The 19,012-nt window shown below is 59.4% G+C and carries 24 protein-coding genes and 1 pseudogene; 11 read left to right on the top strand and 14 right to left on the bottom strand.

Annotation, left to right across the window (positions count from 1 at the left end):
- Positions 1-121: 121 nt before the first annotated feature.
- Genes AC1DTN_RS08855 through AC1DTN_RS08845 form a run of 3 tightly spaced genes read left to right on the top strand, consistent with a single transcriptional unit; the run spans position 122 to position 2,915 of the window.
- On the top strand, positions 122-1,024 hold the full coding sequence (locus AC1DTN_RS08855; protein WP_477920495.1) for a carbohydrate ABC transporter permease: 903 nt from the start codon (positions 122-124) through the stop codon (positions 1,022-1,024).
- Positions 1,021-1,848, top strand: coding sequence for a carbohydrate ABC transporter permease (locus AC1DTN_RS08850; protein WP_477920493.1), 828 nt, complete (start codon positions 1,021-1,023; stop codon positions 1,846-1,848). The genes AC1DTN_RS08855 and AC1DTN_RS08850 overlap by 4 nt, the downstream gene beginning before the upstream one ends.
- Positions 1,845-2,915: an ABC transporter ATP-binding protein gene (locus AC1DTN_RS08845; protein WP_477920491.1), complete on the top strand. Its 1,071-nt coding sequence runs from the start codon at positions 1,845-1,847 to the stop codon at positions 2,913-2,915. Before AC1DTN_RS08850 ends, AC1DTN_RS08845 begins: the two co-directional genes overlap by 4 nt.
- A 428-nt stretch (positions 2,916-3,343) precedes the next feature.
- Here AC1DTN_RS08845 and AC1DTN_RS08840 read toward each other — a convergent pair whose 3' ends face one another.
- A complete protein-coding gene (locus AC1DTN_RS08840) occupies positions 3,344-3,481 on the bottom strand; it encodes a hypothetical protein (RefSeq protein ID WP_477920489.1) in 138 nt (45 codons plus the stop codon).
- Positions 3,482-3,561: 80 nt separating this feature from the next.
- Between AC1DTN_RS08840 and AC1DTN_RS08835 the strand changes: the two genes are divergently transcribed.
- Positions 3,562-3,810, top strand: coding sequence for a hypothetical protein (locus AC1DTN_RS08835; protein ID WP_477920487.1), 249 nt, complete (start codon positions 3,562-3,564; stop codon positions 3,808-3,810).
- 141 nt (positions 3,811-3,951) lie between these two features.
- Positions 3,952-4,254 carry a hypothetical protein gene (locus tag AC1DTN_RS08830; protein WP_477920485.1) on the top strand — a complete coding sequence of 101 codons (303 nt, stop codon included), beginning with the start codon at positions 3,952-3,954 and terminating at the stop codon, positions 4,252-4,254.
- A 6-nt stretch (positions 4,255-4,260) separates the two neighbouring features.
- Here AC1DTN_RS08830 and AC1DTN_RS08825 read toward each other — a convergent pair whose 3' ends face one another.
- Positions 4,261-4,503, bottom strand: a complete 243-nt coding sequence (locus AC1DTN_RS08825) for a DUF6074 family protein (protein ID WP_025668238.1) — start codon at positions 4,501-4,503, stop codon at positions 4,261-4,263.
- Between the two features lie 228 nt (positions 4,504-4,731).
- On the opposite strand from AC1DTN_RS08825, the gene AC1DTN_RS08820 reads away from it, so the two are divergent.
- Complete coding sequence (locus AC1DTN_RS08820) at positions 4,732-5,511, top strand: DUF1194 domain-containing protein (protein WP_477920483.1); 780 nt, start codon at positions 4,732-4,734, stop codon at positions 5,509-5,511.
- A gap of 16 nt (positions 5,512-5,527) precedes the next feature.
- On the opposite strand, the gene AC1DTN_RS08815 is transcribed toward AC1DTN_RS08820, so the two are convergent.
- Both AC1DTN_RS08815 and AC1DTN_RS08810 read right to left on the bottom strand, forming a co-directional pair.
- Complete coding sequence (locus AC1DTN_RS08815) at positions 5,528-6,448, bottom strand: TIGR03571 family LLM class oxidoreductase (protein ID WP_477920481.1); 921 nt, start codon at positions 6,446-6,448, stop codon at positions 5,528-5,530.
- 73 nt (positions 6,449-6,521) lie between these two features.
- Entirely contained in the window at positions 6,522-6,665 is a 144-nt protein-coding gene (locus AC1DTN_RS08810) for a hypothetical protein (RefSeq protein ID WP_477920479.1), read from the bottom strand.
- Between the two features lie 423 nt (positions 6,666-7,088).
- Between AC1DTN_RS08810 and AC1DTN_RS08805 the strand changes: the two genes are divergently transcribed.
- The gene (locus AC1DTN_RS08805; RefSeq protein ID WP_113184802.1) at positions 7,089-7,235 is read left to right on the top strand and encodes a DUF1127 domain-containing protein; all 147 of its coding nucleotides are present in this window, start codon (positions 7,089-7,091) and stop codon (positions 7,233-7,235) included.
- Positions 7,236-7,653: 418 nt separating this feature from the next.
- On the opposite strand, the gene AC1DTN_RS08800 is transcribed toward AC1DTN_RS08805, so the two are convergent.
- From AC1DTN_RS08800 to AC1DTN_RS08790, 3 genes are all read right to left on the bottom strand, one after another.
- A complete protein-coding gene (locus tag AC1DTN_RS08800; RefSeq protein ID WP_477920478.1) occupies positions 7,654-7,821 on the bottom strand; it encodes a hypothetical protein in 168 nt (55 codons plus the stop codon).
- Between the two features lie 95 nt (positions 7,822-7,916).
- Positions 7,917-8,846 (bottom strand): lytic transglycosylase domain-containing protein, encoded by a 930-nt coding sequence (locus AC1DTN_RS08795; RefSeq protein ID WP_477920666.1) that lies wholly within the window; start codon positions 8,844-8,846, stop codon positions 7,917-7,919.
- A 94-nt stretch (positions 8,847-8,940) separates the two neighbouring features.
- Positions 8,941-9,204 carry a DUF982 domain-containing protein gene (locus AC1DTN_RS08790; RefSeq protein ID WP_442206701.1) on the bottom strand — a complete coding sequence of 88 codons (264 nt, stop codon included), beginning with the start codon at positions 9,202-9,204 and terminating at the stop codon, positions 8,941-8,943.
- Positions 9,205-9,520: 316 nt separating this feature from the next.
- On the opposite strand from AC1DTN_RS08790, the gene AC1DTN_RS08785 reads away from it, so the two are divergent.
- From AC1DTN_RS08785 to AC1DTN_RS08775, 3 genes and pseudogenes are all read left to right on the top strand, one after another.
- Positions 9,521-10,291 carry a siderophore-interacting protein gene (locus tag AC1DTN_RS08785; protein WP_477920476.1) on the top strand — a complete coding sequence of 257 codons (771 nt, stop codon included), beginning with the start codon at positions 9,521-9,523 and terminating at the stop codon, positions 10,289-10,291.
- Positions 10,292-10,425: 134 nt separating this feature from the next.
- Positions 10,426-10,608, top strand: coding sequence for a hypothetical protein (locus tag AC1DTN_RS08780; RefSeq protein WP_113320045.1), 183 nt, complete (start codon positions 10,426-10,428; stop codon positions 10,606-10,608).
- A gap of 41 nt (positions 10,609-10,649) precedes the next feature.
- Positions 10,650-10,859, top strand: a pseudogene (locus AC1DTN_RS08775) (DUF2934 domain-containing protein); the annotation flags it as partial.
- Positions 10,860-10,892: 33 nt separating this feature from the next.
- Here AC1DTN_RS08775 and AC1DTN_RS08770 read toward each other — a convergent pair.
- From AC1DTN_RS08770 to AC1DTN_RS08740, 7 genes are all read right to left on the bottom strand, one after another.
- Positions 10,893-11,267, bottom strand: coding sequence for a hypothetical protein (locus AC1DTN_RS08770; protein WP_113320043.1), 375 nt, complete (start codon positions 11,265-11,267; stop codon positions 10,893-10,895).
- Between the two features lie 66 nt (positions 11,268-11,333).
- Positions 11,334-11,552, bottom strand: coding sequence for a hypothetical protein (locus AC1DTN_RS08765; protein ID WP_113320042.1), 219 nt, complete (start codon positions 11,550-11,552; stop codon positions 11,334-11,336).
- Between the two features lie 170 nt (positions 11,553-11,722).
- Positions 11,723-13,726: an aldo/keto reductase gene (locus AC1DTN_RS08760; protein ID WP_477920473.1), complete on the bottom strand. Its 2,004-nt coding sequence runs from the start codon at positions 13,724-13,726 to the stop codon at positions 11,723-11,725.
- Between the two features lie 36 nt (positions 13,727-13,762).
- Positions 13,763-14,845 carry an ABC transporter ATP-binding protein gene (locus AC1DTN_RS08755; protein WP_477920471.1) on the bottom strand — a complete coding sequence of 361 codons (1,083 nt, stop codon included), beginning with the start codon at positions 14,843-14,845 and terminating at the stop codon, positions 13,763-13,765.
- A gap of 11 nt (positions 14,846-14,856) precedes the next feature.
- A complete protein-coding gene (locus tag AC1DTN_RS08750) occupies positions 14,857-15,693 on the bottom strand; it encodes a carbohydrate ABC transporter permease (RefSeq protein ID WP_477920469.1) in 837 nt (278 codons plus the stop codon).
- A complete protein-coding gene (locus tag AC1DTN_RS08745) occupies positions 15,690-16,550 on the bottom strand; it encodes a carbohydrate ABC transporter permease (RefSeq protein WP_113320038.1) in 861 nt (286 codons plus the stop codon). Before AC1DTN_RS08745 ends, AC1DTN_RS08750 begins: the two co-directional genes overlap by 4 nt.
- Positions 16,551-16,630: 80 nt before the next feature.
- The gene (locus AC1DTN_RS08740) at positions 16,631-17,905 is read right to left on the bottom strand and encodes an ABC transporter substrate-binding protein (RefSeq protein ID WP_113320037.1); all 1,275 of its coding nucleotides are present in this window, start codon (positions 17,903-17,905) and stop codon (positions 16,631-16,633) included.
- An 85-nt stretch (positions 17,906-17,990) separates the two neighbouring features.
- Between AC1DTN_RS08740 and AC1DTN_RS08735 the strand changes: the two genes are divergently transcribed.
- Positions 17,991-18,899 carry a helix-turn-helix domain-containing protein gene (locus tag AC1DTN_RS08735; RefSeq protein WP_113320036.1) on the top strand — a complete coding sequence of 303 codons (909 nt, stop codon included), beginning with the start codon at positions 17,991-17,993 and terminating at the stop codon, positions 18,897-18,899.
- Positions 18,900-19,012 lie beyond the last annotated feature (113 nt).

Here is a 19,012-nt window from a genome sequence, read left to right as displayed (position 1 = left end):
AAGGGGAAACCAGCGGCGCATCATCCACCGATGGCACATGGCCATCCAACCATTTCCTCCCGGCAGGGGCCGTCTTCCGCATCATGCGCCAGGCGGCCCCGTTCGGAGCAACGGAGGACTCATGAAGAGGATCCTGACGAGCGTCAGGGACGGCCGCGGTTTCGATATCATGCTGGTCGCATTTCCCCTTGGCTTTCTGTTCCTGATGGCGGGACTGCCGCTCATCTACAATGTCGTGATGAGTTTCCAGGAGGTCGACATGTTCAGCCTCGGGACCTTCTCGCGTCCCTTTGTCGGCTTCAAGAATTACACCGACCTCTTCGCGCAGCCGGAAACACTGCCGATCCTCTATAATACCGTCATCTTCGTCGTCGGCTCTATTGCCGGCCAGTTCCTGATCGGCTTCGGCCTAGCGCTGTTCTTCTGGGTCAATTTTCCCGGCGCCTCGTGGATGCGCGGCCTGTTTCTTGTCTCCTGGATCATGCCCGGCCTCGTCGTCGGCGCCATCTGGAACTGGATCCTGTCCGGCGATTTCGGCGTGCTGAATTTCATCCTCAAGGAAAGCGGCATCATCTCCGCCAACATCTTCTGGCGCTCGGACCCGCATTATTCGCTCTACGCCGTCATCATCGCCAATATCTGGCTCGGCACCTCGTTCAACATGATCCTGCTGTCCGTCGGCCTCGCCGGCATTCCGGCCGATCTCTACGAAGCTGCCGAACTCGACGGCGCCAATGTCTGGCAGCGTTTCTGGACGATCACCCTGCCGATGATGCGTTCGACCATCGGCGCCATCGTCTCGCTCGGCCTGATCTTCACGCTACAGCAGTTCGACCTTTTCGCCGCGATCACGTCGGGCGGACCGAACAATTCATCGAACGTCACGCAATACTGGGCCTGGGATCTCTCCTTCCGGCAATATGACTTCGCCAAGGGCGCAACGATCTCCGTCATCATGATCGTCTTCGTCATGTTCGCGTCCGTCGTCTATGTCAGGTCCACACGCCACGAGGTACGCGGATGAATACGACGAACCGCGACCGCCTGATGCTCGCAATCTCGATCGTGATGGCGGCGATCTATCTCTTCCCGCTCTACTGGATGTACATTACGGCGCTGAAAAGCGGCTCGGAAATGTTCGCGACGCCGCCGAGCTTCTGGCCGGCAGCACCCCAATGGGGCACCTATGCCTATGTCTGGGAAAGCCGCGACATGGGCCTCTATCTCTGGAATTCGCTGGTCATCGCCCTGGGTTCCGTTACGCTGATCACCCTGCTCGGTATCGGCTGCGCCTATGTGCTCGCCAGATACCGCAACGCCTGGGTCGACGTCGGCCTGTTCCTGATCCTGATGCTGCAGGTTCTGCCGGCCTCGCTGATGATCACGCCGATCTTCGTGGGCTTCTCGCAGATCGGCATGCTTTCCTATCCGCGCCTTGCCGTCATCATCGCGATCGCGGCAAAGCACATGCCCTTCTTCGTCGTCCTGGTGCGCGCCACTTTCATGAGCGTTCCCCAGGAACTGGAGGAGGCGGCCCTCGTCGACGGCAATTCCCGCGTCGGCGCCTTCTTCAACATCGTGCTGCCGCTTGCCCGCAACGGCATCCTCGTCAGCGCCATCCTGATCTTCATGCAGGCCTTCGGCGAATTCGTCTATTCGAAGTCGATGATCCAGGCGGCCGAGCTTCAGCCAGCAAGCGTCGGCCTCAACTCCTTCATGGGGCCGAACACCAACGAGTGGAACAACATCATGGCCTACGCCACGATGTATGTGACGCCGATCCTTGCCATCTTCGTTCTCTTGCAGCGCCGCATCGTATCCGGCCTCACCTCTGGAGCCCTCAAATGACCACACAGATCGAGCTCAGCGGCGTCAACAAATATTACGGCGCCTTCCATGCCCTGAAGAACATCGACCTGTCGATCGCCAGGGGTACCTTCGTCGCGCTCGTTGGCCCCTCGGGCTGCGGCAAGTCCACGCTGCTGCGCTCGCTTGCCGGCCTCGAAAGCATTTCGACCGGCGATCTCAGGATCGCCGGCGAGCTGATGAACGGCGTGCCGCCGCGCAAGCGCGATGTCGCCATGGTCTTCCAGTCCTATGCTCTCTATCCCCATATGACGGTCGAGGAAAACCTGACCTACAGCCTGCGCATCCGCGGCACCGCAAAAGCGGAAGCCAAGAAGGCGGCCGAGGACGTGGCGGCGACGACAGGTCTTTCGCATCTCCTGAAGCGCTATCCGCGCGAGCTCTCGGGCGGTCAGCGCCAGCGTGTCGCCATGAGCCGCGCCATCATCCGCCATCCCAAGGCCTTCCTGTTCGACGAGCCGCTCTCCAATCTCGACGCCGCGCTGCGTGTTCACATGCGCAAAGAAATCCGGGCGCTGCACGACCGGCTGAACGCAACTTTCGTTTACGTCACGCACGACCAGGTCGAAGCGATGACGATGGCCGACCATGTGGTGGTGATGCGCGACGGCATCATCGAACAGCAGGGTGCGCCGCTTGATCTTTACGACCGGCCGGCAAACCGCTTCGTTGCCGGCTTCATCGGTTCGCCGGCGATGAATTTCATTCCCGCGATCGTCGGGGATGACGGAAAGAGCCTGGTCCTGGATTTCGGCGCAGTGAAGCAGACGCTTGCGATAGCACGCGCCGTCGAGCCGGGCCGTAAGCTCGTCGCGGGCATCCGGCCGGAGCATATCGAGGTCGTTGCACCCGGCCACGGCAGCTTCGACGTACCGATCGCCTTCGTCGAATCGACCGGTTCGTCGACCTTCATCGTCGCGGCGACTCAGCCGGAACTGACGATCGTCGAGTCGCGGCGCGACAGGGTCAAGGCCGGAGAGACAATCGGGCTTTCGGTCGATCCGGCGCAGGTACATCTCTTCGATGAAACGAGCGGCGTCAGAATTTGAGATCTGGTTTCGGTCTGATTGGTTCCCGCAGCAGCCTAATGCGGGACACCGCGCGATCATGACTTATCAGGGATAGATCTGATTGCCATATTCTCGGCCGCCATTATCGTCGGCCGAGCCATTGCCGCGCTTATCGAGCGAGCGAAGCCGGCGCAGCTTGCTTAACTGCCACCTCCGTATCGTGCGGTCGCTCGCTAGAGTTTGCCCATACGGCCACAGCAAGTCCTGCGACGATAAAGTAGGGCAGTTTGCTTGAAAGCCTGAGCTTGCCGGAAACGACATTGCCGCGGGTGCATTCAAAGCCGGACACTTCTGGGGTCATCAGTACCTGTCTCGTGTGAATATCACGTCGCAAACATAGTACATGCAACGATTCGAATGAACCCCCAGATTAGGGGATATACAAGAAGTTGCCAACATCAGGTAGATCAGTGTCCGCCCTGATGGCCCGAACCCTCACCAAGGTCGATTTTGCGCAGGATGAAGGCGAGCGGCAAAACTGCGAGCGATAACCACATCAGCGTGTGGAAAACGTCGATATAGGCGAGATAACTCGCCTGGGACAAACTGCAGAGGATCGCCGGCTTCGACGCTGGATATCTGTCGCTGTCGATCGAAGCGCGATAATGATGTCTGTGATGGGAAAATGTCAGACCCAACAAGCGAGCGCATCATGATCAACCGTTACATCAAACCTCGGGACGAAGCGCTGACATCGGATGACCTCGCCACATGCCAGAATGTGCTGGATGTGTTGAAGGCCGAGTTCGGGCTTGCCGATGACGACGAAGATGTGGCCCGTTCGGCCGCGATCATCATCGAGCTCTACCGTCAGGGCGTGCATGACGAGGAGCGATTGAAGACGCTTGTCTTTGCCACGCGCGGCAAGATCTGAAGCCAGCACGTTTTCAATGTGGATGGATCGATTTGGTTTGCCATCCGCCCAAATCCCAGCTCTACCGCGCGGCATCAAAGCCTGCTCTTGCGATCGAACCCCGCAGGCGCTGCTGCTAACCCGCCCGCATCAGGAGGTCTTATGAGAAGTTTGATTTTAGCGGCTGCCCTCTTTGTCCCCACGGCTGCCTTTGCTCTCGACGCCGTGGAGGTCAATGCCCGCGACCATTCCTGCCGCGAGCTCGCGCAGATTATCCACCAGAAAAAGGCTGTCTTTGTTCGCATGGGCATCGGAGGCCGGAGCTTCCGTTACCCGCCTGCGCGATGCCGGCTGGGCGACAAATATGATGTTGCAAGGGTACGCGCCGCCAATGGGGAAATATGCGTGCTCGACTACGAGTGCGTTTACGACCCGCAATCCTTCTACAACCGCTTCCCCAAGTAATGCTTTCTATCGCTCTGCCGCTGCGGCGTAGACGACCTGAAGCTCCATCTGTACCGCATCCATGAACAGGGCGGCCTGCCGCGATAGTTCGTGATCGCTGCAACCCTGTTCTCTTAAATTGGCCGCAAACCCGGCCATCTCCGACCGCCAGAAGCGGTTGGCGGCCTCGCCGTGAAGGTTCTGAAGGGCCTCGGCGCAGCGCCTGATATCGGCTGTGCGTCGGTCGGCGGGAAACTGCAGAAGCGGCATGCTATCTCCGTCATTGCTGGGCGAATCGCCAAGTGTCCCGCAGAATGGCTGTGAGTTCTTCACAAGTAGTGAAGCCGATCGCGAAGACACGACTCTTCAAATGCTGCCCGTTCGTTCGATGGCACCCGACATCACCGAAAATTGACAGGATGCACTCTGGCAGCACTCGCCGTCGCGCCAAGCTATTATGTTAGAGTTCTCGGCATAACGCAGTGATGGGAAGTGATGATGCTGACAACACTTGCGATGCTTGCGAGCCTGTCCGGCGCTGCCGCCACGATCGCGCAATCCAGTCAAAACGAAGTCGATGTCGAGTTGGTGCTCGCCGTCGATACGTCCCGTTCGATGGATTACGAAGAGGTCCGCATCCAGCGCGAGGGCTATGTCGAGGCGTTGCGGCACAAGGAGTTCCTCGACGCCGTAAAGGGAGGGCTGACCGGGCGGATCGCTGTCAGCTATTTCGAATGGGCCGGCTATGTCGTGCCCGGCTCCGTCATCGACTGGCAGGTGATCGAGACGGAGAAAGATGCGCTGGATTTTGCCGACAAACTGGAAGCGCGGCCGATTGCTACCCAGCGCCGTACATCCATATCCGCAGCGATCGTTCAAGGCGCGTCGCTGCTTGCCGCAAGCCCCTATAAGGGGAATCGCGAGGTGATCGACGTCTCGGGCGACGGTCCCAACAATTCCGGCGACCCCGTCACTCCTGCACGCGATGCGGCTCTGGAGGCGGGCATCGTCATCAACGGACTGGCCATCATGCTGCGACCATCCGATGTGCCCGAGGGACTCGACAAATATTACGGCGACTGCGTGATCGGCGGCCCCGGCTCCTTCGTCTTGCCTGTCCATAAGATCGAGGATTTTGCCATTGCCGTCCGCAGGAAGCTGGTCTGGGAAATCAGCGGGCTCGAACTGCCCGCACAGATCCGCAAAATTGAGATGAACCAGCCCACAACGGACTGCCTTATTGGCGAGAAGACTTGGCAGAATTTCTTCGATCGCTAACCGCGTACCTCAGAGATTATCGAGACGCCTGCAGTTCTGCGGCCTGGTTCAGCCGTGGCAGAACTTCCCGTGCGATGATCTCAAGATCGGTGAGAGCCTTGCGCCCGTTGACGAGCAGGTTGAAAGCAACGTGGTGAACGGCGAGATTGCGGAGGGAAGATAGGGCGGCGAGCAATCCTTCTGGTCCGGTTCGATATCCGAGATTGATCTCGTCGATGTGGTCTGATGGCGTATCCAGGAGATCGAGGGCCATGGCCTGACCCATGCCCCGGAATTCAGTGGTCGTACGCTGTACCGCCCCATGCCATAGGGCTATCCGGTCCTTCTGCGCGCCGAGGGGCCGATGGTAGGTCATCCAGGCGCCGGCGTTTCTGGCGATCCATTCGAGTGATTGCGAGGACGAGCCGACGGCGACCAGTGGAAGGCGCCGCCCGCTGCGCGGACGGATCTCGAATTGGTCCTCACTTGTCTGCGAGCCGACATGGCCGTCAAGCGCATTGCTGAGTGCAGCCCAGTTGGAACGAAACAATTCGCGCCGGTCGTCGACACTGCGGTCGAAGGCCCCAAACTCCGACGGGCGGTCGCCGGAACCAAGGCCGAGAACAAACCTGCCCGATGATAGGACGTCCATCGACAGGGCCGCTTTGGCGACATGAAGTGGATGGCGCAAGGGCAGAACGATTGCGCCGGTCGCCAATGCGATCGAACGGGTAGATGCCGCCAGCGCACCAAGCAGCACCCATGGGTCGGAATGCCCGATGGGATCAGGATAGGCGGGACTGTTCAAGGGGACGTCGCGGACCCAGATTGCCGAGAAGCCGAGTTCATCGGCGCGGCGAGCAAGCTCCAACTGAAGGCCGAAGTCGATGTCGTGCCGCTCTCGCTCCTGCATGGGGAGAACGACACCGATCGTCAGCCGTGAATCTTCGAAGAGCATCAGTCATGTCCAGCATTGCCCAAATGCACTTGGGTGATCCGGGCAAGCTTTGCAATAGGATGAGATGCTGCGGCTACCACGGGGCGACCGGCGCACCTGCGAGAAAATGTTCGAGAGCGGAGCCGACTGCGGGGGCGACGGCCACGATCTCCTCATGGGCGGCGAAGACGAGCAGCCCCAGCAGCGAAATCACCGATCCGACTTCCAGAGCAGACATCGGTTTGGCCCCGGACACTGGAACACTAGTGGGTAGAGCGGCGACGGCTGGCCGGATCGCATTTCGCCTATTGTCGTTTGCGGGATGGAACAGGCGGACAGGACGAGGGTGAGCGAGACGGTATTTACTGCATATTCCAGGATAGGTTTCGCAGACTGAGCTAGACATCGAATGGCCCCTGATCGGCTTTGGAGGATCGTGGGGGTCACATGGGGTTTCGGCAGGCCTCCTTCAAACTATACTCACGGATAGGAAACTGCCTCAGAAGAGGCCATTAGCTACATCGTCATGCGTTGTGTGCATAGGTGAACTGTAGTCTGAACGCTACTCATTCCCGCAACCCCATATTATATATTTCTCATCAAAGCGAACGAAGCGCCGCTACCTGGCAGCTGTCGCTGGACCCACGGAAAGGGGATTACAATGAGCATCGCACGCACCTTCAACAACTGGCGCAAGTATCGTCAAACCGTTACTGAGCTTGGCCGTATGTCGAGCCGCGAACTGAACGACCTGGGCATTGCTCGCGGCGATATCCGCGACGTCGCACGCGCCGCCGTCGGCCGCTAAGACCAGTTCTTAATGAATACCAAACGCGCTCGCCTGATGAAGGCGGGCGCGTTTTTTGCGTCATATGAGCTCTTCGTCTGACGCATAACGCATGGCAGCTTTGCAAATATGTGCCTAGAAGACTGGCAGCGACCGGCCTATATCCCAGTTCAACGAAGCGATGAAACTCCTCCCTCGTCGCTTTGTCCGAGACGCGGCTTACCTCCTCCCGAGCCAGCGTATACGTGGCGGCATCCTCCTCCCGCTGCCACGCGTCATAAAAGGCGTCTGCTGGATCTCCTCCCCCGGCAGACGCCTTATTCTTTTCGGGCAACGGCCCCAGTCACCAATAGTCTCGATAAGCTCTATCGGGGTTCTGCGGGTATCATTCACCAGTGCAGATCCTGGACCGGTACTGGCGGTCGCCGATTGCGATCCATCAGGTGGAAGGGCTATCCTTTGACGGCTCCCGCCATGGGCGACCGGGTGCGATCGGATCGCTTGCCGGAAATGTTTCCTCAAGCGACTCCTCGAGAAAGTCGTCCTGCTCCTGTTCCGAGGTGTCTGTCTCGATGGGTTTGCTGGTAGCTTCGGCAGCTTTGATCATTTCAATCCCCTTGATGCTTGGCCCGCGAACGTAGCAAGCCTGGCGGCACTTCGGCACTAAACTGTCGGATAGGCTGAGCCGCGATGTACTTCGGATTAGCGGTTTCGGAAGACAGTACAGGCAACGCCAGCGGCGCGGATCGTACTGCACAGCTTGGTCGCTTCGGCGCGGGTCTCCCGGCCGATCCTGGCGGCATAGCGCGGGCGATAGCCGAAGTTTCCGCCCCTCTGGCGCACGATCAGGGCGCGCTCGGCGTTCAGCGGTTCGGGAAGCTTTGTGAGTGATATGGTGAAGAGCCGGTCGGCCACGGACGGATTGTAGTGGGCGGCAAGCTGTACGCCCCACGGCGCCCAGTCGGCCGATCCGGTCAGGACCGGTTCGTTCATTTGTCGGGTTTCGGCAAGCGCCACACATGCGTCACGGAACGGCATGCCGTCCCGCAGCTCCGGCGCAGCGGTCTCCGGAGGGCTGTCCCGCCAGGTCTCGACGGTCTGCCCGGTAATCGCGAACACATAGTCGCGGGTCTCGATCGGCAGGCGGTCGGAGGAGAGAAACCGGCTGAGGCCGGATTCACCGGCATTATAGGCAGCGGCGGCAAGTCCGAGATTGCCGAAACGAAGCCTGAGTTCGTCGAGATAACTGGACGACGCTTTGAGCGCCTGGACGACATCGAAGCTGTTTTCCAATGCCCTCAGCCGGGCAGTGCCCGGCATGAATTGGGCAATACCCTCCGCGCCTTTCGGGCTGACCGCTTCAGGGCGGAACAGGCTTTCGCGCCAGATCAGCCGGGCGAAGAAGGCAGGTGGGATGTCATGGATCGCTGCGAAACGGTCCATGACGGCGCAGAGATCGGCATTGAAGTGATCTTTTCGAATGCAGAGCGTTTGCCCGTCACCAGCGTCCCCCTGGTAAAGGCAAGCCGCTTCTGGAGCGGATGGCTCGGCAGCGCTGGCCGTGGTCGCCAAGATACCCCACGCTGCGGAAACCAGCGCCGCAGCCACTAAGCCTATGCCGCATCTCATCATCGCCAAACCTTGCCTGGCGACATCGTCGCGGTTTTCAGGCAAGACGGCAAGCTTCAGTTGTCAGTCCCGCGGCCCTGGCCGCGGGTGACTGGCTTCAGTGAACAACGGTCAAGATCGCAATGCCGGCTTCAGCTGCCGCACGACGAATAGCGTTCTGCAGTTCGCCAACATCGATCTGTCCGCTGATCGCATCGACGCAGGCCTTGACGGCCACGACATATTCCTCGCCGTCTTCTGACGGCCAGTCCGTTATCAAAACCTCAGCGGCGTCTCTCAACGTTCTGAGGACCCTGTATTTTTCCCGGCCACCCAGCATCAGCACCAGAGGGGGAAAGCGCTCGTATGTGTTCCATTCCATTACACTTGGTCTCCCCAACGTAAGGATATTGGTAACGTTGCAAGAACCATACCGATCGCTTGTGAAAATCGTGCATCCAACAACTTTAGGGTTACGGGCCGAATTTGAGGTCTGGGTAGCACTCAAAAAATGGAGACAATCACTCAAGTTTCTATTGCGTCGTGTTCCGGCCTTCGCTAGAGAAGGATTATTGGCCGGAGACGATCCAGCCACGTAAGCGTTAACGTCACTCAACGCGTATGATCGAACGGCTTTGCGGCTTCGATCTGCGCGACTGTGTCCTGCGGATCGTTTCTCGAAGCCCCGGAAGGACATGATGGATAACAACCATTCCACACATCCCCAGTTCCCTGCACCTGCTATCGAACGGGTCCGCCATGAATTGCGCCGCCGTTCGCCGACGGTCGAAAGCGTGGCCGATATCACGCCCGGCATGCGGCGCATCGTGCTGATGGGTGAAGACCTCGCCGATTTCACCAGCCTTGCACCTGACGATCACATCAAGATCATCGTGCCAGGCGCCGATGGCGCCGAGGAACGTCGGGACTACACGCCGCGCCGCTATGATAACGCTGCCCGCAGCCTGACGATCGACTTTGCCCTGCACGAGGCCGGTCCGGTCACGCAATGGGCAATCGACGCCCAGCCAGGCATGTCTCTTGAAATCGGCGGCCCGCGCGGCTCAGCGGTGGTTGCCGGGAGTGTGAAGACATGGCTTTTGATCGGCGATGAGACGGCTTTGCCTGCCATCGGCCGGCGCATCGAGGAGAGCGGGGCCGATACGACCATTGCGACAATCGCCGCAGTCGCAGGCCCGGAAGAAGAGCAAACCTTCGAGACAGCTGCAGCGCTCAGAACGCGTTGGGTTTACCGTCCTCTGTCCGATGCGACGAACGCCGAACCGCTGATTGCTGCCCTGGCGGGGATCGATATCGTTCCCCAGACCTTCGTCTGGATTGCAGCCGAAGCGTCGGTGGTGCGGGCAATCCGTACCTATCTCGTCGAAGAACGCGGCTATCCGCTGAGCTGGATCAAGGCCTCGGGCTACTGGGTCAAGGGCAAGGCCGATACGACAGAGAAGTTCTGATAGCCGGGAAAAATTCCTCGGCTCCGCCATCTCGCTCCTGCCAGTCGGCCGGAGCGGCGTGGCAAGGCCCTCATTTGAACTCTGCGGCGGAACCTCGAACGAATGCCGGTGTTTCCTAGGAAAGGAGATGCGTCATGGGCACGAAGGATACCAACGCCAAAGCCGAACAGCGCCGTCCCAGGGATGTCGGACCGATTGTGGAAGCGCCAGATCGTGCGGACAAGGAAGCCAGTGCTCCACCGACGGTCCAGCCGCCGGGTGCCAGGGATGAAAGCGAGCGGGCGATCGTCGATCCGATCACCGGCGTCGCCCACTAACGAGAGAACGCCGGCAGATTGGGGCGATTGGAGGCAACAGAATGGCTAGGGACAAGGAAGAAGCAATTCGGCAGCGCGCCTACGAGATTTGGGAGCAAGAGGGCCGCCCGGAAGGAGCCGCACTTCGCCACTGGCTGCAGGCATCCGACGAGTTCAGCGAGGATGACGAACACGAGACGATGCAGGAATTGATCGATGAAGACGATCGCGACGATGCGGCTCTGCTGCAGGGCGCGGGTGAGAGCGGAGACATTCACACGCGACACTAGTCGCGCATAGGTAGATTATTTCTCGGTTCGCTCCAGGAGGATTCGAGCTTCCTCGAAGCGGCGTTTTCGATCGGCATCATCTTCACTTGGTGAATAACAGCTATTCGACACGCAGAACCGCGCAAGATGATGCGGCTTGTCAACCTTGTCGAATTCGCATTCGAACGTATCGGTCATCTCACCCGGTGCGGTTCCCGATCGCGTCGAATAGGTCATGCGAACGCCGGGTGGCTTGAGTTCGGGGAAGGATTGAACCGTGCCGATCGAAAGCTGATCGCTCATGAAGAAGCCCTTGGCGACTGATTGACATGTCGCCTCCAGATCCGGAGATTGCGCGAAAGCTGTCGTCGGAAACAGGATAATGCCGAATAATACTAGATATTTACGCAAAGGCGTCTCCTCATTGTATCGTTCAGAGTGAGGTAGCGCCAATACGGCAAAAACAAGTGGGGCGCCTCAGGCGGCGCCGGAAAAATCTTCCGAGAGCAGGCCGAGCAACTCTTCGCGATCCCGCACACCGAATTCGAACCAGTCGACCAACGCTTTCGCCTTTGCCATTCCAAGATTGCTGCTACGGCTGCAACGCGCGGCCGAGCACCATTCCTGGTGAATGCCGTCGAGAAAATTCATCGTCTCTGACGTCAGCGCTTCCTTCGGCCAAACCGTTCGCGTCATCGCCTTGCTCCCTGCTGCGGCCCTACACTAGATGACCTATGGTTGAGGGCAATGGCGAGAATGCAACACCGATGGATTAGTTGTCATTGGCCGCTGCGCCGTCGCGCAACAGAAAAGCGGCAGGCGTTGAGGCCCGCCGCATGTCGTCACGTACTCTCTGGGCGAGGCAATCAGCCCTCCAGCCACTTCACCTGTTCGGGCGTCAGCGTGATGTTCAGTGCCGAAAGGCTGTCTTCCAGCTCGGCGATCGTGCGCGGTCCGATCAGCGGGATAACGGGGAACGGCTGCGCGATAACATAGGCAAGCGCGATATGGATCGGATGCCGGCCAAGCTCTTTGGCAAGCGCGATTGCCCGGTCACGGCGCACGAAATTGCGATCCGAATACCAGCAGCGAACAATCTCCTCGTCATCGCGCTTGTCGCGGCCGGCCCGGTCGGTGAAGAAGCCGCGGCCCTGGCTCGACCAGGCGAAGTTCGGGATCTGCTTTTCGTTCAGCCACTTTTTCCACTCATCGTCCGAGGCAGCAACGCAGCCGGCCCAGATCGGATCGAGCATTTCGGCGAGCGAGAAGTTGTTGGAAAGGGCGGCAGGTGCTTGCTTCCCGTTCTTCTTAGCATAGGCGATCGCCTCGTCGAAACGCGCACGCGTCCAGTTCGAGCCGCCGAAGATGCCACGGATGCGGCCGCGCTTGACCTCGGCATCCATGGCATCGACGAATTCGCCGACCGGCACGTCGGTATTGTCGCGATGCATGAAGTAGATATCGACATAGTCGGTCTTCAGGCGGTTGAGAGACTGATCGAGTTGCCTGCTGATGACATCAGGATAGCAGAGCGGCGAGTGGGCGCCCTTGCCGATCACCACGATCTCCTCGCGCGGAACCTGCCGGCTCGTGTGCCAGTCGCCGAAAATGCTCTCCGTCTTGCCACCGCCATAGACGAAGGCTGTATCGAAGACATTGCCGCCAGCTTCATAGAAGGTGTCGAGCGTCAGCGAGGCGGCAGCGAAATTTGGGAAGAATTCGAAGCCGAGGGTGACGACCGAGGCCGGCTTGGAAATGCCGGGGATTTGGCGCTGCGGAATCGAGTTGCCGCGCCGGACAACGCCGCCGGCAATGTTCAGGGTGCGCTTGGCTGCTTTCTCGACGCCATATTCGAGACCAACCGAGGCGCGCCACTGGTCGAGCACCTTGAGGTTGTTGATGGAATCTGCCCAGCTCATGCCCGGCGAGCGGAATTCCTGTTCGCCAGCGCGGATCGCGTCACCGGCAGCGTCCGCTTCGAACGAGTAGAGCCAGCGGTCTTCCTTGACTTCGATCGTCTCCTGCTCGCCGTTCCTGAAGATCTCGATTTTGCCGACGCCGCCCTTGTGGCCGGAGGCAAACCAGAAATCCTTGACTTCGATGCGGCCTGCAGACCCGATGATGCGCAGTACGTTATCCTGCTGCGCCATGATCGAGCACGAAACTTCAGCGATTATGTCGTTCGGGAATTTGAGCACGGCCGACGCCCATTCGTCGACGCCGGATTGGCCGAGATGGGCGACACCTGAAACCTTCTCCGGATCCAGGAACGGCTTTCCGGCTGCTGCACCGGCAATCAACCGAGCCATGGAAACGGGATAGCCGCCAACATCGAGAATGCCGCCGCCCGCCGTTTCATTGGCAAAAAGGCGGTGTTCCGGCTTGTAGGTGCCCATGCTGAAGCCGAAGCTGGAGCGGATGATGCGGATTTCGCCAATCGTGCCACTCTTGACGAGCTCGACCAGCTTCTCGGTCTGCGGATGCACACGATACATGAAGGCTTCGCCGGCAAAAACGCGAGCCTTCTTCGCCTCGTAATAGATCGCCTCGGCATCATAGGCCGAGAGAGCGATCGGCTTTTCGACGAGCACATGTTTGCCGGCGCGGATTGCCTTGATGGCCCATTCGGCATGCCCGGTATGGGGCGTGGCGATATAGATCGCGTCGACCTCCTTGTCGGCCAACAGCGCCTCATAGCCATTGACGATGCGCGCACCCGGAAAACCATCGGCAAGGCCTGGCTTGTCGGGGTTGCGGGTGGCGATCGCCACGAGTTTGCCGGTGCGCGAATGCGCGACGCCATCGGCAAAAGTGCGGGCGATGGTGCCGGGGCCGATAATGCCCCAGCGGATCGGATTATCTGAAGTCATGACTATCCTCTTTCGTCTTTCTGTCTTGGGATTGCGTTATCGGAGCCGCTTGCCGGCTGCATCGAACAGGAAGGTGCGGGCGGCGGACAGCGACACGGTCAGCCGCTCAGTCTTGCCGAGGCTGCGGGATTCTGGCTGTTCGATGATGAGCTGCTCACCGCCAAAGTTTGCGTAGATGTAGCTGGTGTTGCCGAGGTGCTCGGCGACATCGACGGCAACCGTCAGATCCGCTTCGCCCTGACCCATCTCGCCGAAATGCTCTGGCCGAATGCCGAGCGTGACGGGCGTGCCCGATGTGATGAGGTCATGCAATGGTACCGCGAGGCGCACCGTTCTGTCGTCCGCGAGCACGACTGTCGCTTTGCCGGCCTGTATCTCGGTCACCTCGGCCTTGAGGAAGTTCATCTTCGGCGAACCGACGAAGCCGGCGACGAACTGGTTAGCCGGATCGTCATAGAGATCGAGCGGCGCGCCAATCTGTTCGATATTGCCGGCGCGCAAAACGACAATCTTGTCGGCGAGCGTCATCGCCTCCGTCTGGTCGTGTGTCACATAGATCATCGTCGTGCCGAGCTGCTTGTGCAGCCTGGAGATCTCGACGCGCATCTGCACGCGCAGTTCCGCATCGAGATTGGACAGCGGCTCGTCGAACAGGAAGACCTGCGGTTCGCGCACGATGGCGCGGCCGATTGCGACGCGCTGGCGCTGGCCGCCGGAAAGCTGTTTCGGCCGGCGCTTCATCAATTCTGTGATCTGCAGGATTTCCGCGACATGGCGCACGCGCCGTTCGGTGTCGTCCTTCGGGTTGCCATTCATGCGCAGGCCGAAGCTCAGGTTCTCCTCGACAGTCAGATGCGGGTAGAGCGCGTAGGATTGGAAAACCATGGCAATGCCACGGTCGGCCGGCTCGACATCGTTGACGACGCGGCCGCCGATCTTTAGCTCGCCGCCGGTAATATCCTCAAGGCCGGCGATCATGCGCAGCAGCGTGGACTTGCCGCAGCCGGAGGGGCCGACGAAGACGACGAACTCGCCGTCCTTCACGTCCAGATCGGCGCCATGAATGATTTCAAGCGCGCCGTAGCGCTTGACGATATTATTGAGTGAAAGCTCTGCCATAGGCCCCTCGATTATTTGATTGCGCCGGCCGCAATGCCGGCGATGAAGTGACGCTGCAGAGCCACGAAGACGACGAGGATCGGTGCAGTCAGAAGCACCGCACCCGCCATGATGCCACCCCAGGAAACCTTGGTGAGGCCGATCAGCACGCCGAGCGCCACCGGAGCCGTCATCATGCCGGGCTTCGAATTGATCAGCAGCGGCCAGAGATAATTGTTCCAGGAGGCGAGGAAGAGGATGATTGCCAGTGCCGCCATGGTCGGCCGGGCGAGCGGCAGCGCGATGCGCAGGAAGATCTGCCATTCCTTGACGCCTTCGACGCGGGCTGCATCGAAGAGATCGTTGGGCATCATGGAGAAGGACTGCCGCATGAAGAGCACGCCGAGCGAATTGAAGAGCGGCGGCACGATAAGGGCGACCCAGGTATTGGCGAGCTTGAATTCGCGCGCGACCATGATGAATTGCGGAATGACCACGACGAAATAGGGCAGGGTGATCGTGCCGAGGATGATGGCGATGACCAGCGAACGGCCGACGAAGCGGTAGCGTGCGAGTGCCCAACCGGCCATGGAGGTCAGGAGCACGGATAAGACGGTATAGACGGTGGCAACAACGATGGAGATCACCATTGCGCCGATGAAATTCGTGTCCGCCTGCAGGTTCTGGAAGTTTGCGACGAAATTGGTCGAGGGCCAGAGCACGATCTGCGGGCTGAAGATGCCGTAATCAGGCATGGTCGAGAAAACGAACATCATCCAGAGCGGAAAGAGCCAGATGATTGCGAGCGGCAGCAGGAAAGCGTGCAGGGCGATCTGGCGGATGAGAAGGGATTGCGACTTGGATCTCATTTCGGCTCCCTCCCGACCCAAAGGTTGAGCAACGAGATCGCGACTGCGAGCGCTGCCATCGTATAGGCGATCGCCGAGGCATAACCGAAGTTCAGCGATGTAAAGCCTTGGCGATAGAGCAGCAGGCCAAGTGTCTCGGTGCCACCGCCAGGTCCGCCTCTGTTGGTAATGAGGAAAGGTTCGGCGAAGAGCTGCATCGTACCGATGACGGACAGAACCACGCAGAAAAGAATGATCGGTTTCAGGAGCGGCAGGGTGATGTGGAAGAACTGTTGCAGCTTGCTGACGCGGTCGAGCGTAGCCGCCTCGTAGACATCTTCCGGGATCGATTGCAGGCCGGCCAGGATGATGATGGCATTGTAGCCCGCCCATCGCCAGGTGACGGCAATGATAATGACGACCATGGCGGCATTGGCATTGTCGAACCAGGAAACGGGGGCGAGGCCTGCTGCGCCGATCAGCTTGTTGATGATGCCGAAATCGAGATTGAACATCAGCCGGAAGACAGCCGCATAGGCGACCTCGCCAACCACGACTGGCGCGAAAAATGCGAAACGAAACAGGACGCGTGCTTTCAGAAGCGGCGAATTGAGCAGCACGGCCATGATGGTCGCAAGGGCGATCATGACAGGCACCTGGATGACCAGGATGATGAGCGTGTTATAGACGGCGTTGTAGAAGGCCGGGTCGGCGAAGAGGCGCCCCCAATTGGCCTGAAGGCTGAATTTCCACGGATTGATGCGCGTGTTCTGGAACGAGATCAGGAACGAATTGATGATCGGCCAGACCCAGAAGGCGGCAAAGACCAGAAGATAGGGCGCGAGGAACGCATAGGCGCTGCGGTTTCTGATCGGCATGAATCCTCCTTACCGAAACGAATGTGCCGACCGCCTCCCGCGGCAGGCGAGGCCGGGCGCTTCGGCGCCCGGCTTGCCATTCATTGTGCGATCGGAAGACCGGTCGCCGATGCAATCTGCTTGGCGGCATCGTCGAGAGCCGCCTTCGCATCGGGAAAGCCGCCGGCGAAATACTTCGTCTGCGTCGTCTTGTAGATGGCATCCGCATCCGTCTGGAAGGCCGTACCGCGGCTCGGCACGATCTTCGGCAGGGTAGCCAGGATGTCGGCCCAGATCTTCTGGCCGCCCCAATAGGGCTGCGGCTGGTTGACGAAGGGATCCTGAACAGCCGACAGCAGCGACGGTACGAGACCGAACGACTTCAGCATGGTGACCTGCCCCTCGTTGGTGGTGAGCGCATAGGTCAGGTATTTGAAGGCTGCTTCCTTGTTCTGCGAATTGGCATTGATGGCGAGCGAGGAGCCGCCGAGGTTGGCGGCATGCGGGCTGTCTGCGGTCATGCCCGGCATGGCGTAAACGCCCCACTTGCCTGACAGATCGGGAGAGCCGGAACGGATCGTGCCTTCGTACCAGCCGCCGAAGACCTGGCTTGCCACTTTGCCGGCGGTGTTGGAGGAGATCTTCTCATCCCAGTTCGCCGCCGTCAGCGTGCCGGCATCCTTCATCGCCTTGACTTTTTCCAGCGTCTGCACGCAAGCGGGCTGGTTAATGGTGATCGACTGGCCATCGGTCGAGAAATAACCGCAGCCCTGTTCATTGGCGAGCATGCGGAACCATTCGCTGTCGCCGTTGAAATCGCCCTGGCCCATGACGACGCCGGGATTGGCTGCCGAGACCTTCTTGCCGGCGGCAATGAAATCGTCCCAGGTTGCGATCGACTTCGGATCGACACCGGCCTTTTCATAATAGTCGCGACGATAGAAGACGGTGACCGGACCGGAATCCCAGGGCATGGCGTAGGCGACATCACCGATTTCAAGCTCCGTACGCTTGAACTCGGGGAATTTCGCCTGCATGTCGGCGTTGTAGCCGAGGTCCTTCAGATTGGCGAAGCAATCCGGAAAGCGGCTCCAGAAGATTTCCGCCTCGAAATTCTCTATCGTGACGATATCGGGAAGGCCATCGCCGCCGGCAGCGCAGGCGGCGAGTGTCTTGTCGAAGACCTGCTGGTTGCCGAGATCCTGGACATCGACCTTGATGTCTGGAAACTGCTTGTTGAAGCCTTCGACCGTCGATTTGAGAGCGGAAGCTGCGACATTCCAGCTCCAGATGGTAAGTGTTGCGGACTGCGCGTAGGCAGATCCGGATGCAAGCAGCACAAGCGCTGTCGTTGCAGTGATGAGTTTAGAGCGCATGAAAATCCTCCCTTTTCAATTGCCGTCGCTGAGCGAACGTGGCTAATTTAGCGCGGCGGGAGCGGCTGTCTCATAAAAAGGGAATATAGAATTGGCGGAAAGTAAGGTCGTTGGTAAACCTGTTTACCAGCCTGGTGCCAGCACGATTGAAGGCATGCCGATGGCGCTGCAGATGTTTTATGCTCATCCGCCTGTTATGGCGATGCCGCATTGGCATGCCCAGGTCGAGGTCAATTACATCATGCGCGGCAGCGTCCATTATCGCATGAGCGACCATGACATCACGCTCAAAGCCGGCCAGATGTGCCTTTTCTGGGGCGGGCAGCCGCATCAGATGGATGAGTCCTCAGATGATTCGCTTTATGCGGGCGCGCATCTGCCGCTCGTCTATTTCTTCAGGATGCGCCTGCCTCCGACCATAGGCACCCGTCTGATGAAGGGGGAAATCCTGCTGACATCGGCGACCGATGCGGCGGATGAGGCAAATTTCCCGCGCTGGTATGACTATGCGAGATCCAATGATGTCAGAAAGACGCAGCATGCCGTCGATGAATTGCTTCTGCGCATCGAACGGATTGCCCTGGAATCATATCTGATGGTTCCGGGCACCAGCACAGACGAGCTTGAGCAGCCCAATTCGCATCTTTCCCGCAGCGTCGCGCGTATGTGCGATTTCATCGCGAGCAATTTCCTGCAGGACATCGATACGGTCGAAATTGCCCGCGCGGTCGATCTTCATCCGAAATATGCGATGAACCTGTTCAAGAAGACGACGGGTATGACGATCAGCAAATACATCAATCTGCTGCGTCTTTCGCATGCCCAGGCGCAACTGATGGGCGAAGGGGCGAACGTTCTCCAGATCGCGATGGATAGCGGTTTCGGCTCGATCAGCGCCTTCAATAAGTCCTTCCGCAATATCGCCGGCATGTCTCCATCCGATTTTCGGCGGGACATGCGTTCGATGATCGGCGCTATCTCCGCCGCTGGTTGAGACGCCCTGAATTTGCCTTCGAAGACCGATCTCGATCGCGGGCATGGATAGGGTCGATCCAGTCGCGCTCGGGCGCTAGGTCGACTGCCGATCGTCAAGATCTGCCCCGCAAG

It is taken from the genome of Rhizobium sp. 01T444 (assembly GCF_056398305.1).
Note: the sequence above shows the minus strand (reverse complement) of the source record. Positions and strands in the feature narration are given on the sequence as shown.

Coding starts and splice junctions, on each gene's coding strand:
- AC1DTN_RS08855 (WP_477920495.1), top strand. CDS start 122: ATGAAGAGGATCCTGACGAGCGTCAGGGACGGCCGCGGTTTCGATATC.
- AC1DTN_RS08850 (WP_477920493.1), top strand. CDS start 1,021: ATGAATACGACGAACCGCGACCGCCTGATGCTCGCAATCTCGATCGTG.
- AC1DTN_RS08845 (WP_477920491.1), top strand. CDS start 1,845: ATGACCACACAGATCGAGCTCAGCGGCGTCAACAAATATTACGGCGCC.
- AC1DTN_RS08835 (WP_477920487.1), top strand. CDS start 3,562: ATGTCAGACCCAACAAGCGAGCGCATCATGATCAACCGTTACATCAAA.
- AC1DTN_RS08830 (WP_477920485.1), top strand. CDS start 3,952: ATGAGAAGTTTGATTTTAGCGGCTGCCCTCTTTGTCCCCACGGCTGCC.
- AC1DTN_RS08825 (WP_025668238.1), bottom strand. CDS start 4,503: ATGCCGCTTCTGCAGTTTCCCGCCGACCGACGCACAGCCGATATCAGG.
- AC1DTN_RS08820 (WP_477920483.1), top strand. CDS start 4,732: ATGCTGACAACACTTGCGATGCTTGCGAGCCTGTCCGGCGCTGCCGCC.
- AC1DTN_RS08815 (WP_477920481.1), bottom strand. CDS start 6,448: ATGCTCTTCGAAGATTCACGGCTGACGATCGGTGTCGTTCTCCCCATG.
- AC1DTN_RS08810 (WP_477920479.1), bottom strand. CDS start 6,665: ATGTCTGCTCTGGAAGTCGGATCGGTGATTTCGCTGCTGGGGCTGCTC.
- AC1DTN_RS08805 (WP_113184802.1), top strand. CDS start 7,089: ATGAGCATCGCACGCACCTTCAACAACTGGCGCAAGTATCGTCAAACC.
- AC1DTN_RS08800 (WP_477920478.1), bottom strand. CDS start 7,821: ATGATCAAAGCTGCCGAAGCTACCAGCAAACCCATCGAGACAGACACC.
- AC1DTN_RS08795 (WP_477920666.1), bottom strand. CDS start 8,846: ATGATGAGATGCGGCATAGGCTTAGTGGCTGCGGCGCTGGTTTCCGCA.
- AC1DTN_RS08790 (WP_442206701.1), bottom strand. CDS start 9,204: ATGGAATGGAACACATACGAGCGCTTTCCCCCTCTGGTGCTGATGCTG.
- AC1DTN_RS08785 (WP_477920476.1), top strand. CDS start 9,521: ATGGATAACAACCATTCCACACATCCCCAGTTCCCTGCACCTGCTATC.
- AC1DTN_RS08780 (WP_113320045.1), top strand. CDS start 10,426: ATGGGCACGAAGGATACCAACGCCAAAGCCGAACAGCGCCGTCCCAGG.
- AC1DTN_RS08765 (WP_113320042.1), bottom strand. CDS start 11,552: ATGACGCGAACGGTTTGGCCGAAGGAAGCGCTGACGTCAGAGACGATG.
- AC1DTN_RS08760 (WP_477920473.1), bottom strand. CDS start 13,726: ATGACTTCAGATAATCCGATCCGCTGGGGCATTATCGGCCCCGGCACC.
- AC1DTN_RS08755 (WP_477920471.1), bottom strand. CDS start 14,845: ATGGCAGAGCTTTCACTCAATAATATCGTCAAGCGCTACGGCGCGCTT.
- AC1DTN_RS08750 (WP_477920469.1), bottom strand. CDS start 15,693: ATGAGATCCAAGTCGCAATCCCTTCTCATCCGCCAGATCGCCCTGCAC.
- AC1DTN_RS08745 (WP_113320038.1), bottom strand. CDS start 16,550: ATGCCGATCAGAAACCGCAGCGCCTATGCGTTCCTCGCGCCCTATCTT.
- AC1DTN_RS08740 (WP_113320037.1), bottom strand. CDS start 17,905: ATGCGCTCTAAACTCATCACTGCAACGACAGCGCTTGTGCTGCTTGCA.